The sequence below is a fragment of the Clostridium sp. AM29-11AC genome (assembly GCF_003480545.1).
GTDB classification, from domain to species: Bacteria; Bacillota; Clostridia; order Lachnospirales; family Lachnospiraceae; genus Otoolea; species Otoolea saccharolyticum_A.
Map to the genome: position 1 here is coordinate 1 of NZ_QUJI01000018.1, position 12,053 is coordinate 12,053.

At 50.7% G+C, this 12,053-nt stretch carries 9 protein-coding genes; 1 reads left to right on the forward strand and 8 read right to left on the reverse strand.

The genetic code is table 11. From position 1 onward, the window contains the following. Positions 1-769 precede the first annotated feature (769 nt). From DW757_RS12710 to DW757_RS12735, 6 genes are all read right to left on the reverse strand, one after another. Positions 770-1,819 (reverse strand): electron transfer flavoprotein subunit alpha/FixB family protein, encoded by a 1,050-nt coding sequence (locus DW757_RS12710; protein ID WP_008399406.1) that lies wholly within the window; start codon positions 1,817-1,819, stop codon positions 770-772. Positions 1,820-1,851: 32 nt separating this feature from the next. Beyond that, positions 1,852-2,634: an electron transfer flavoprotein subunit beta/FixA family protein gene (locus DW757_RS12715; protein WP_008399407.1), complete on the reverse strand. Its 783-nt coding sequence runs from the start codon at positions 2,632-2,634 to the stop codon at positions 1,852-1,854. 149 nt (positions 2,635-2,783) lie between these two features. Then, entirely contained in the window at positions 2,784-3,938 is a 1,155-nt protein-coding gene (locus DW757_RS12720) for an acyl-CoA dehydrogenase (protein ID WP_008399409.1), read from the reverse strand. Between the two features lie 105 nt (positions 3,939-4,043). Further along, positions 4,044-4,880, reverse strand: coding sequence for a 3-hydroxybutyryl-CoA dehydrogenase (locus tag DW757_RS12725; RefSeq protein WP_015544237.1), 837 nt, complete (start codon positions 4,878-4,880; stop codon positions 4,044-4,046). Positions 4,881-4,963: 83 nt separating this feature from the next. Then, positions 4,964-5,740, reverse strand: coding sequence for an enoyl-CoA hydratase-related protein (locus DW757_RS12730; protein ID WP_118751863.1), 777 nt, complete (start codon positions 5,738-5,740; stop codon positions 4,964-4,966). Between the two features lie 330 nt (positions 5,741-6,070). After that, positions 6,071-7,255 carry an acetyl-CoA C-acetyltransferase gene (locus DW757_RS12735; protein ID WP_021965618.1) on the reverse strand — a complete coding sequence of 395 codons (1,185 nt, stop codon included), beginning with the start codon at positions 7,253-7,255 and terminating at the stop codon, positions 6,071-6,073. 240 nt (positions 7,256-7,495) lie between these two features. Here DW757_RS12735 and DW757_RS12740 point away from each other — a divergent pair, with 240 nt between their 5' ends. After that, the gene (locus DW757_RS12740) at positions 7,496-8,839 is read left to right on the forward strand and encodes a butyryl-CoA:acetate CoA-transferase (protein ID WP_118751864.1); all 1,344 of its coding nucleotides are present in this window, start codon (positions 7,496-7,498) and stop codon (positions 8,837-8,839) included. A gap of 254 nt (positions 8,840-9,093) precedes the next feature. On the opposite strand, the gene DW757_RS12745 is transcribed toward DW757_RS12740, so the two are convergent. Together DW757_RS12745 and DW757_RS12750 are read right to left on the reverse strand one after the other, a co-directional pair. Further along, the gene (locus tag DW757_RS12745; protein ID WP_243033663.1) at positions 9,094-9,870 is read right to left on the reverse strand and encodes a zinc-ribbon domain-containing protein; all 777 of its coding nucleotides are present in this window, start codon (positions 9,868-9,870) and stop codon (positions 9,094-9,096) included. Positions 9,871-10,019: 149 nt separating this feature from the next. Then, positions 10,020-11,807 carry a zinc ribbon domain-containing protein gene (locus tag DW757_RS12750; RefSeq protein ID WP_118751865.1) on the reverse strand — a complete coding sequence of 596 codons (1,788 nt, stop codon included), beginning with the start codon at positions 11,805-11,807 and terminating at the stop codon, positions 10,020-10,022. Between the last annotated feature and the right edge of the window lie 246 nt (positions 11,808-12,053).

Sequence of the window (12,053 nt, forward strand, 5' to 3'; positions counted from 1 at the left end):
CTGATTCTTCTGTATCCGGAACGTCTTACACCGTATCTGTAAAGGAAGAAAAAGCAATATAAGCCGGGACAGCGTTTTATAGGCATAAGCAGCTGTTCCGGCTCTGTAATACAGACATTTACAGTATAGCCGGGAAAGCCCGTTTTAAACCTGAAGTACGGGAAATGGCTTTGGCTTCTGTAAATGTCTAATCAGCATGTAAAAATTTAAAAAGCATGTATAAAAGAAAGCGGGCAGGAAATACTATAACCAGAAAGATAAATTCGACAAAAGATACGGCTGCAAAAGCCGACAAAAACCACTACATATCGAATTCTTATCTGGAAGGTTTCATTCCCATAGACACAGAATATTTTACAGCCTCAACTAATTTCTCCCCTTCCTTCCCCCGTGCCAACACACTACCCGTACCATCCCGCCATCTGCGCCGCCTCGCTTCCTGCACCATCTCACCGCCCGCGCCATCTCACCGCCGCGCCGGCTTCCACACAAAAAACCCGCTTTCTCTGAAAAGGTGAAACAGCCTTTCGGTGAAAGCGGGTTTTTATCCCGTCTGAGCACTACGTCCTGTCCGAGTCTGATTCTGCGCAGACCTGGCTGTGCCAAATGCTGTGCAGACAGTTTTCTGCAGGACGCCGCCCGGCATGGGAGGGCATGTCCAGCAGGCCTGATGCCTCTGTCCATACCGTCCCCCGGCCGATTATTTAATTCTATGTATCAGGCTGTATCTGAAATGATACCTGGCCAAATGTTCTGTCTGATCCGCAAATTAAGCGTTCTGAGCAGCCTTTGCAGCTTTCAGCTTCTCTGTTAATAACGGAACTACCTTGTTCAGGTCGCCTACAATGCCGTAGTCAGCTACGTCGAAGATCGGAGCTGTCTCGTCCTTGTTGATGGCGATGATGATGTCAGACTCCTCCATACCAGCTACGTGCTGAATAGCACCGGAGATACCGATTGCGAAGTAAACGTTCGGACGAACAGTCTTACCTGTCTGACCTACCTGTAATGCCTTTGGCTTCCAGCCTGCATCTACAACGGCACGGGAGCAGCTTACTGTTCCGCCGATTGCCTCTGCCAGATCGTCAAGCAGCTTGAAGTTCTCTGGGCTTCCAACACCGCGGCCGCCGGATACCAGGATCTTTGCGTCCATGATATCTACTGTATCAGCCACTGCCTTTACTACGTCGAGGATCTCAACATAGTTCTTGTTTGGAGTAAAGCCTGGGTTGTACTCTACTACATTAGCCTTAACGCCAGCCTGCTTTGGAAGCTTCTGCATAACGCCTGGACGTACTGTAGCCATCTGAGGACGGAAATCCGGGCAGGCGATAGTTGCGATTGTGTTTCCGCCGAATGCAGGACGAGTCATTAATAACTGGTTGTGCTTCTGCTCCTTGCCTGGCATTGGGTTGATTGGGAAATCGCCAATCTCAAGCTGTGTACAGTCAGCTGTCAGACCTGTATGGATTCTTGCGCAAACACGAGGTCCTAAGTCACGGCCGATTGCTGTAGCGCCGATTAAGAAGATCTCCGGCTTGAACTCATTGATAACGGATGCCAGTGCGTGTGTGTAAGGCTCTGTTCTGTACTCCTTTAACTCCGGATCGTCTACAACGATAACCTTATCTGCGCCGTACTCAGCCAGCTCGTCTGCAAGGCCCTTCACGTCAGAACCTACTAAAACAGCTGTAACCTCTGTTCCTAAATCTTTTGCTAAATCTTTTCCTTTGCCAATCAGCTCAAATGCGATGCCGCTGATCTCATTGTCAACCTGCTGTGCAAAGACGAATACTCCCTTATATGCTTCTAAGTTCATTCTTATTCACCACACTTTTCTCTTATTTTTAATTAGATAACATGTTTTGCTGCCAGCTTCTCAACAATGTAGTCAGCTGCTGCTGCCGGATCAAGAGTAACCTGCTCGCCTGCTCCCTTTCTAACCTTATCGGAAGCTCTTGCGATCTGTGTCGGGGATCCCTTAAGTCCTAAGTTGGAGTCCTCTACATCCTTCAGGTCATTTCTTCCCCATACGGTGATTTCCTTCTTATAAGCATCGAAGATTCCGCCTGGAGTCATGTAACGCGGCTCGTTTAACTCTGCCAGAGCTGTGATTAAGCATGGCATCTGAGCCTTTAATACGTGGTATCTGTCGTCGTACTGACGCTCAACGATAACGCTGTCGCCCTCGATCTTGATATCCTGAGCGTAGCTGATTACCGGAATATTTAAGTGCTCGGAGATCTGAGGACCTACCTGAGCTGTATCTCCATCGATAGCCTGACGGCCTGTGATAATTAAATCATACTCAAGGTTTCTGATAGCACCTGCGATTGTCTGGGATGTAGCCCATGTATCGGCACCGCCCAGTACGCGGTCTGTAACCAGGATTCCCTTGTCAGCGCCCATAGCCATAGCCTCGCGGAGAACCTCCTCTGCCTTTGGAAGTCCCATGGTGAGAACTGTAACCTCTGCGCCGTACTGATCCTTTAAACGAAGGGCTGCCTCAAGGCCTGCCTTATCATCTGGGTTCATGATTGTGAGCATAGCTCCTCTGTCGAGAGTTCCGTCCGGGTTGAATTTAACGCCGCCCTTAGTATCTGGAACCTGTTTGATACAAACTATAATTTTCACTGTATTTTCACTCCTTATTTTTTAATGTCATACAGCCTGTCCCGCTCCGAACGGGCTGCAGCTTATTTAGAGCCACCGTCTGTACGATTGCCTGGCCGGCAGACCGGCGCGGCAAACGGTCTTCTGCGGATAGATGCAGAATACGGATACTATTTTAACAGAGCGCCGGAGATAACCATTCTCTGAACCTCAGATGTACCCTCGTAGATCTCTGTAATCTTTGCATCGCGCATCATACGCTCTACATCGTACTCTCTGATGTAGCCGTATCCGCCGTGAAGCTGTACAGCCTTTGTTGTAACTTCCATAGCAACCTCTGCTGCATACAGCTTAGCCATAGCTGCCTCTACGGAATAGGTCTTCTGTGTAGCCTTAGCCATAGCTGCTCTGTAAACAAGGAGCTGAGCTGCCTTAACCTTTGTTGCCATATCAGCAAGCTGGAACTGTGTATTCTGGAACTGTCCAAGAGCGCGTCCGAACTGCTTTCTCTCTTTTACGTACTCGATTGTTCTCTCAAGAGCGCCCTCTGCAAGACCAAGAGCCTGAGCTGCGATACCGATACGTCCGCCGTCCAGTGTGTGCATGGCAATGTTGAAGCCCTTGCCCTGCTGGCCTAACAGGTTCTCCTTCGGGATGCGGCAGTCTGTGAAGATTAACTCATATGTAGCAGATCCGCGGATACCCATCTTCTTCTCCTTTGTACCAAAGGTGAAGCCTGGTGTTCCCTTCTCAACGATGAATGCGGAGATCTCTTTCTTCTTTCTTCCTCTGGCATCCTCTTTTGTGCCTGTTACAGCGATAATCACATAGATGTCAGCCTCTTTACCGTTTGTGATGAAGATCTTGGAGCCGTTTAATACCCACTCGTCTCCGTCTAAAACAGCCTTTGTCTGCTGGCCCTGAGCATCTGTACCAGCGCCTGGCTCAGTAAGACCGAAAGCACCTAACTTCTCGCCCTTTGCAAGGGGAACCAGGTATTTCTGCTTCTGCTCTTCTGTACCGTATGTCTGGATTGGATCACAGCACAGGGATGTGTGAGCAGATACGATAACACCTGTAGTACCGCAAACTTTGGAGAGCTCCTCCACGCACATCGCATAGCACAGCGGATCGCAGCCCTGTCCGCCGTACTCCTTCGGAACCGGGATGCCCATGAATCCGAGCTTCTGCATCTTCTTAACTGTTTCTGTCGGGAAGTGCTCTGTCTCGTCAACTTCCTGCGCTAAAGGCTTAACCTCTTTCTCGGCGAAGTCATGGAATAATGTTCTCGCCATCTCATGCTCTTTACTTAATGTAAAATCCATGTCTAATCCTCCATCTTCTTATATCACGCTAAAAAGGGGCCTGACCTGGACCCCTTATGCGGTTGTAAATCTATTATAACAGAAAACCAAAAAAAGTGGTATCCATTATTTGCTGTAATCGTAGAATCCTTTTCCTGTCTTCTGTCCTAAATAGCCGGCACGAACCATCTTTCTTAACAGCGGATGCGGACGGTACTTTGTATCTCCTGTCTCGTGCTGCAGAACCTCCATGATGGCAAGGCAGACATCCAGGCCAATCAGATCGCCCAGAGCTAACGGTCCCATCGGATGGTTTGCGCCTAACTTCATGGCTGTGTCGATTCCCTCTACAGATGCGATTCCGTCAGCGTAGATGCCGACAGCCTCGTTGATCATCGGGATCAGGATTCTGTTTACAACGAAGCCTGCGCCCTCCTCAACCTGTACCGGAGTCTTTCCGATAGCCTTGGAGATTTCGATTACCTTGTCAACCATCTCCTTCGGTGTGTTGAGTCCTGCAATGACCTCTACTAACTTCATAACAGGAGCCGGGTTGAAGAAGTGCATGCCTACAACCGGTCTTGCGCCTGATCCAACTTCTGTGATGGAAAGGGAAGAAGTATTTGTGGCAAAAATGCAGTCTGGCTTGCAGATAGCATCTAACTCCTTGAAGGTCTGTTTCTTGATCTCCATGTTCTCAATGGCAGCCTCCACAACCAGATCGCAGTCGCCGCAGATATCCTTAACGCCTGTGGTGATCTTGGCAAGGATCTTATCTGCATCCTCCTGTGTCATCTTGCCCTTAGCGATTCTCTTCTCAAATCCTTTGGCAATCTTTTTCTTTCCGTTTGCGGCAAACTCTTCGTTAATATCACATAAAACTACTTCGTAGCCCTCTGTCTGTGCAAATGCCTGTGCGATTCCAGAACCCATGGTTCCGGCTCCGATAACACCAATTTTCATTGTTATCTCCTCCTCTGATTTAAAACAACAAGCGGCGGACTCAGTCTTAACAGTACCGTCGTGAACATTATGTACCATAAAGATTAACGGTTTTTAAACTGTTTCTCTTTTCTCTTTTCAAGGAAGGCTGCCATGCCCTCTTTCTGATCCTCTGTCTCAAAGCAGGCGCCGAACAGCTTTTCCTCGATGACAATCGCCTGATCCATATCTGTCTGCAGTCCGTCGTTTGCTGCCTTCTTGCTGTTTCGCACAGCAATCGGGGCGTTTGCGGCGATGATGCCTGCCATCTTCTTGGCTGCCGGCATCAGTTCCTCCTGCGGATAGACTGCGTTGACAAAGCCCAGACGGTATGCCTCGTCAGCCTTGATATTTCTGGCTGTGTAGAGCATTTCCTTGGCCTTTCCCACACCGATGAGGCGGGCAAGCCTCTGAGTTCCACCAAAGCCTGGAGTGATTCCCAGTCCCACTTCCGGCTGTCCAAACACTGCGTTTTCAGAACAGATTCTGACGTCGCAGCTCATGGCAAGTTCATTTCCGCCTCCGAGGGCGAACCCGTTCACTGCCGCAATTACCGGAATCGGGAATGTTTCGATTTTGCGGAAAATATCATTTCCATATTTTCCGAAGGCCTCTCCCTGCTCCTTTGTCATCGTGCTCATAGCCGCAATATCGGCTCCCGCCACAAAAGATTTCTCCCCTGCGCCTGTGAGGATCACCGCTCTCACTGTGTTCTGATCAATGGAATCGAACGCAGCTTCCAGATCCTTAAGCACTTCCTCATTCAGAGCGTTTAATGCCTTGGGCCTGTTGATAGTTACAATACCAACAAATCCTTCCTGTTCGTAATCTACATAACCCATGCCGTTCATCTCCTTAGGCTTTTTTGCAGCCGGAGAGCAAAAGGCGCTGCCTTTTGCATCTGCCGGCCGCTGACTGCTGCTTTATTTAATTTTATGCTTCGCACTATGTGCTCAGCTGTTTTTTATTTCACTCGTTCCTCGTTTCATAAAAACGGACGGGAAACCCAAACTCCGCTTCGCTTCGTTCGGGTAGCAAACAGCTTCGCACTATGTGCTCAGCTGTTTTTTATTCCACTCGTTCCTCGTTTCATAAAAACGGACGGGAAACCCAAACTCCGCTTCGCTTCGTTCGAGTAGCAAACAGCTTCGCACTATGTGCTCAGCTGTTTTTTATTCTCTCTCGACGATGGTTGCGCAGCCCATTCCGCCGCCGATACACAGGGTTGCAAGTCCCTTCTTTGCATCGCGTTTCTGCATCTCGTGGAGCAGTGTAACCAGGATACGGCAGCCGGAAGCTCCTACCGGATGGCCGAGAGCGATGGCTCCGCCGTTTACGTTCAGGTTCTCTTTGTTGAAACCAAGCTCACGGGCTACTGCGATAGACTGTGCAGCGAATGCCTCGTTGGCCTCGATTAAATCAAAGTCGTTTACTGTAAGGCCTGTCTTTGCCAGAACCTTCTTTGTGGCAGCTACCGGGCCGATACCCATGATGCGCGGGTCTACACCGCCAAGGGCTCCTGCAACCCATGTAGCCATCGGCTTAATGCCGAGCTCTTTTGCCTTCTCCTCGCTCATAACGACAACTGCTGCCGCACCGTCGTTGATGGAGGATGCATTTCCTGCTGTCACGCGGCCGCCGTCTGGCTTAAATGCCGGGCGCAGCTTTGCAAGGCCTTCCATGGTTGTGCCTGGACGCGGACCCTCGTCTGTGTCAACGATAACGGTTTCTTTTTTCTTCTTAACCTCGATCGGCACGATCTCGTCTTTGAATCTTCCGGACTCTCTCGCTGCGCATGCCTTTGCCTGGCTTGCAACGGAGAACTCATCCAGCTCTTCTCTTGTGATGCCCCACTCGTCGCAGATGTTCTCTGCTGTGATTCCCATGTGGTAGTTGTTGAAAGCATCCCAGAGAGCGTCATTTACCATGGTATCAATCATCGGAGCGTTGCCCATGCGGTATCCGTAACGCGCATTCTTGAGGGCATATGGAGCAGCGGACATATTCTCTGTTCCGCCTGCTACAACAATGTCAGCGTCGCCTGCGATAATCATCTCAGCAGCTGCATTTACGCACTGAAGACCGGAGCCGCAAACAACATTCAGCGTAACTGCCGGAACCTCGATCGGAAGTCCTGCCTTGATGGATGCCTGGCGTGCCACGTTCTGTCCAAGGCCGGCCTGGATTACACAGCCCATGTAAACGTGATCAACCTGCTCCGGAGCAACTCCTGCTCTCTTGAGAGCTTCCTTAATAACAACTGCGCCCATCTCTGCCGCCGGAACTGTGCTTAACTGTCCGCCCATAGAGCCAATGGCAGTACGGCATGCACCTGCTATTACGACTTTCTTTGACATAATCTGTTTCCTCCTTGTCATGATTAGCCTGTAAGATAAGATATTTGCATAAATGATAGTAATTCTATAGTACCACCGCTTGGCAAAACTGTCAACGAAAAATTGATAAATAATTATCAATTTATAATTTATTAACTTATTTTACCTGCATTTCATAAGTAATCTTATTGACCTTGCCAGCGGGTAATGATAAACTATTAACAAAACTAAATATAAAAATAAAAGGAACAGGTGAACAATATGGATTATAAGAACATGTATGATCAGAAACTTGTGTCCGCAGACCAGGCCGCCGCTGTCGTTAAATCCGGAGACTGGGTGGACTATGGCTGGACTACCGGCACGACGGTTGCCTTCGATGGGGCTCTTGCCAGGAGAATGCCGGAGCTTCACGATGTAAGCTTACGCGGCGGTATCCTCATGTGGGTGCCGGAGGTTTTCAAGATTGAGAATCCGGCAGAGCACTTTACATGGAACTCCTGGCATATGAGCGGAATCGAGCGAAAGGCCATTGCCCAGGGCTTTGCCTACTATGCTCCTATCCGTTACTCTGAGCTTCCCAGATACTACAGAGAGTCCTCCACTCCTCTCGATGTAGCTGTATTTCAGGTTGCTCCCATGGATGAGCACGGCTTCTTTAATTTCGGCCCCAACGCCTCCCACATGGCCGCTGTATGCGAGAAAGCCAAGGTTGTGATTGTGGAAGTGAATGAAAACATGCCGGTCTGCCTGGGCGGCTTCGAGAACTGCGTACATATCTCTGATGTAGACATGATCATCGAGGGGGACAACCCTGCCATCGGAGAGATGGGCGGCGGCGCAGCTGCCTCCGAGGTGGACGAGGCTGTTGCAAAGCTCATTGTGGAGGAAATTCCTGACGGGGCATGCTTGCAGCTGGGAATCGGAGGAATGCCGAATGCAGTAGGCTCCCTGATTGCCAAGTCTGACTTAAAGGATCTGGGCGTTCACACGGAGATGTACGTAGACGCGTTCGTAGATATTGCAAAGGCCGGAAAGATCACAGGCGCCCACAAGGCTATTGACAAGGGACGCCAGGTATATGCCTTCGGAGCCGGAACAAAGAAGCTCTACGACTACCTGCACAACAATCCGGAGTGTATGAGCGCGCCTGTGGACTACACAAACGACATCCGCTCCATCTCCGCCCTGGACAACTTCATGTCCATCAACAATGCAGTTGACGTGGATCTGTTCGGACAGGTAAATGCAGAGTCTGCAGGAATCAAGCACATCAGCGGAGCCGGCGGCCAGCTGGACTTCGTGCTGGGAGCTTACCTCTCCAAGGGCGGAAAGAGCTTCATCTGCTGCTCCTCCACCTTCAAGGGCAAGGACGGCAGCCTTCAGTCCAGAATTGTGCCGACCTTAAATCCGGGCTCCATCGTCACTGACACGAGAGCCAACATCCACTATCTGGTAACAGAGTTTGGAAAGGTCAATTTAAAGGGACTTACCACCTGGCAGAAGTGTGAGGCCATTATCTCCGTAGCTCACCCTGACTTCCGGGATCAGCTCATCGCCGATGCTGAGAAGATGCACATCTGGAAGAAGAGCAATAAGCGTTAAGCCTTCTGTTTTTATCTGGCTTTTATGTTATACCAAAACAGCCACAAATAAAGGAGCAGAGCCGCTTCCTGAGCGGCCTTCCGCAGGTCAGATTTCGGTCTGGAATCTGACTTTCGGCAGGTCGTCTCAGGGGGAGGCTTCTGCTCCTTTTCCTTACTGTTCGTCTGCTTTCTTTTCTTTTAAACACCGGCTAATCCGGAGCGCTCTGCGCCGGGCTTTTCTGGTTCTGACTGCTCCGCGCCGGGCTGTCCTGGTTATGGATGCTCTGGTTCTGGATGCTCTGGACCCGGCTGCCCCGGATTCTGACTGCCTGATGCCTGGCTGCCCTGGCTCTGACTGCCCGAAGCCTGGATGTCCTGCCCCTGACTGTCCCGATTCTGACTGCCCGAAGCCTGGATGTCCGGTTCCCGACTGTCCCGGCAGTCTTCGGAGGATATGGGGGTACCGCACCTACGGCAGAAATTTACTTTTTTTGCATAGACTGCCCCGCACCGGGGACAGAAAAAGCGGGCTTCCTGTTTCTCTGTTTGTTTTTTCTCTGCCTTTTTTCCCTCTTCCTCCTCTGACTCTTTTTTTGTCCCTGCTTCTTTTTCCTGTTCCTTTTCTGGCTTCTGTTCCGGCTCTTTTTCTGACTCCTGTTCCGGCTCCTTTTCTGTCTCTTTTTCCGGCTCCTCTTCCCCGCAAAGCTCCTCATTATTCTTCAGAGCACGCAGCTCTCTGGATGTCTTTTCCAGACAGACAATGTCCTTTTCCCTCTCCTGATTTTCCTCTTCCAGCTCCCTGGCCTGGAAAAAAGCTTCCTCAAGCTCCTCCAGAAATTCCTCTCCTGCCTTCCACTTCTCATAGGCCTCCATGGCAGCCTGGGCAACCAGCGCTTCCTTTTCTCTCTCTGTCTGGGCGATCTCTCCCCTCAGATTTCCGGCTTCCAGGCGCAGGCGGCTGAGCTCCAGGATGAGAGCTGCCTTCCGGTTCACTGCCGCCGCCTTTTTCCCAAGTTCCAGTTTCACTCTCTTGATCGTATCCTCTGCCATTGGTATCCCTTCTTCCCTCTTTCCCGTATCTTTTCCTGTCTTTTCCGCTTTTTTTCAGTGTCTTTCAGATTTTCCTCTGTCCTCTGCCTGACGGCAGAATGTGTTTTATCACCTTTATTAGCTGCCTTGCTGTTTTTCTGCCGGATGTCCTAGCGGATCTCCGTCTGCCGCACAGCTCCTCTCTCCCGGCCGTCCGCCGACTCTGCGTAATAGGCCCAGACATCCGTATCTATCTGCTCTGTTTTTTGGCTTTCTCTGTCATACAGGTTCAGCGCAGCCCGCCCCCTCTGAGGCTCGTAATCAGTAAAATAGAAAATCTGTCCGTCTGACGTATACCCGTATCCGGAAACATCCTCTCCTATCTGCCTGGTTCCCCCTTCTGTCACCTCCAGCAAAACTCCGCTCCGGGCCTCAGCGTCATACTGGGCAATGCAGTATGCCTTTGTCTGCGCGCTGTCCAGCGTCACAGAATCCATCTTTACATCATAGGCCGCTCTCTCTTCTCCCAGGTAGAGATCTCCTGCTTCTTCGCTTCCATCCCTCAGATAAAGGGGCGTTTCCCCCAGCAGGCCGCACCAGGCCTCCACTGCCTGCACTATCTCCTCTGTTCTCCCAAAGCTGTCCGGTTCAAGGGATACCCGGTACAGCGACAGCGGCACTCCCGGCTCCGGCTCTGCTGTATACCAGGCGTACCCTCTTTCTTCGGCAATCGGGGTTTCCTGCCCGCAGTCTACAGCTGCACTGCCATATTGTGTCGCAATTCTCACTTCTTCCCCGCTGTCCGAAACGGCCTTGTAGGTGAGAAGTCCATCCTCCCCGTGAATCAGAAACAAAAATTCCCGGTCAAGCAGATTCTCCTCTCCATTTTCGTCCAGAAAATACAGGCTCTCTCCTTCGCCTTCCTCCCTGGTAAAAAACAGGGTTTTGCTCTCTGCTTCCGGCAGAAAGAGCTGTGAAGTATTCTGCACAAGCCGTTCCTTCTCCTTTCCTCCGAGGAGCAGCCACACATCTCCATCCTTCTCGTATAGGATGGAGCTTAAATCACCGGATACGTCAAGCAGGGTATCTTCCCTCTCTAAGCGCACATTCTCTGCGTCTCCTCCGTCCAGCTGTCTGTAAAACAGCTCCCTTGTTCCATCTGTATTTTCCTCCTCCCAGATAACAGAGCTTCCATCTTCTGAGAGCTGGTAGAAGGCCACGCCTGCCGACAGCTTATCTCTCCCTTCGCCGCGGCTGACATACAAACCTGTATTGTTTTTTTCATATACCGCTGTGCTTCCCGCCGCCTGGAAGGATACCACACCGCTGTCTATCTTTTCCTGCTTCTTCTTATTATAATGCATCAGAGTGAAGGAGCTGTCCCCTATTTTTTCCGGATACCAGATCTGTGTCCCGTCTGCCGTGATAACGGGAGCGCAGGAATTGTCATAGGGAAGCCGCGTCTCTTCCCTCCGCTTCCAGTCTGACAGATAGTAGTCTGTCAGCTCCTCTGCCGCTCCATCCCCGTCGATGGCAAACAGGCTGTTATCCTTTATGTATCCGGAAAAGCTTTGACTCCCTTCTGTCTCCTTTCCCGGGGCAATCAGGAGAAGAATTACTCCGCAGGCGGCAGCAGTCAGGAAAACGGCCAGTTTCTTTTTTTCAGCTGCATTCAGAAATAATTTTCCTGTCTTTTTGCCTTCAGGTTCATCTGCAGCGTCCTTAGTTTCCTCCTCCAGCTCCCTTTCTATTTTCTCTCCGCAGAACTCACAGTACACAGATTCTTCCGGAAGAGGCCTTCCGCAGCTGGTACACCAGATCACAAAATCTGCAGAAAAATTCTCTTCTCCTTGATCCGCCTTCTCTCCTCTGCCGTCCGGCTGGCTCAGCTCCCCGCCCGTTTTTTTCTGTGTCTCTTCTTTTTCATCCCTGCAGGATGTATGTTCCCTGTCCCTCATCCCAGTCCTCCTGCCATATCTGTTTTATCCTGTCTGGTTTATCACGGCTGTTTTATCCCAGCTGTTTTGTCCCGGTTGCTTTGCCCTGGCTGTTTTGTCCCGGCTGTTTTATTCCGGCCGCTTTGTCCCGGTTGCTTTGCCCTGGCTGTTTTGTCCCGGCTGCTTTGTCCCGGCTGTTTTATTCCGGCCGCTTTATCCCCGCTGCTTTTCCCCGCTTTCATCCGCTCCGGGAAGGATCGAACGGCT